This window comes from Collinsella sp. Sow4_E3 (assembly GCF_052116285.1).
In the GTDB taxonomy this organism is placed as follows: domain Bacteria; phylum Actinomycetota; class Coriobacteriia; order Coriobacteriales; family Coriobacteriaceae; genus Collinsella.
Genome location: NZ_JBQKLJ010000115.1, coordinates 1 through 478 on the forward strand (window position 1 = coordinate 1; position 478 = coordinate 478).

Annotated in this window: 1 protein-coding gene; it reads right to left on the bottom strand. The window is 40.0% G+C overall.

Annotated elements, in window-relative coordinates; all coding sequences use genetic code 11:
- Nucleotides 1–316: 316 nt before the first annotated feature.
- Complete coding sequence (locus ACTQ48_RS11540; RefSeq protein WP_441571071.1) at nucleotides 317–475, bottom strand: PhoH family protein; 159 nt, start codon at nucleotides 473–475, stop codon at nucleotides 317–319.
- Between the last annotated feature and the right edge of the window lie 3 nt (nucleotides 476–478).

Genomic DNA, 478 nt, shown 5'->3' on the forward strand with positions numbered 1-478 from the left:
GGTATATCCTCTCTTGTCAGGATCCGGGCATGATCCAACTGCGATTCAGTTAAGGCAAACATCTCTTTTCTCCTATTATGGTCATTTGATACGTCCTCGTTTTCTACTTAGGAGTGGACAGCACTCGACAAATCAAAAGAGTTCTTCTCATGTCCCAATTTCTAGGTTTCGGTATTATACCGAATTCTACCTTAGAGATCTGAACTTTTTGCCTAGCCTCCTGTATCTCCATTCCTAGTCTAAATATACTAATTCATTCGACTTTATCTAAAGCAACTCTATCTAAAAAAACTACAAAAAGAGCCCTGAACCAGAGCTAGTTTTCTTCTTTCTCATAGGCATTGATAATCTCAGCGACTACTGGATGACGGACCACGTCCTTAGCTGACAGATAGACAAAATCAATTTGCTGGATTTTTTGCAATTTCTCTTTGGCATCAATCAGACCTGATTTGACATTGCGCGGTAGGTCAATCTG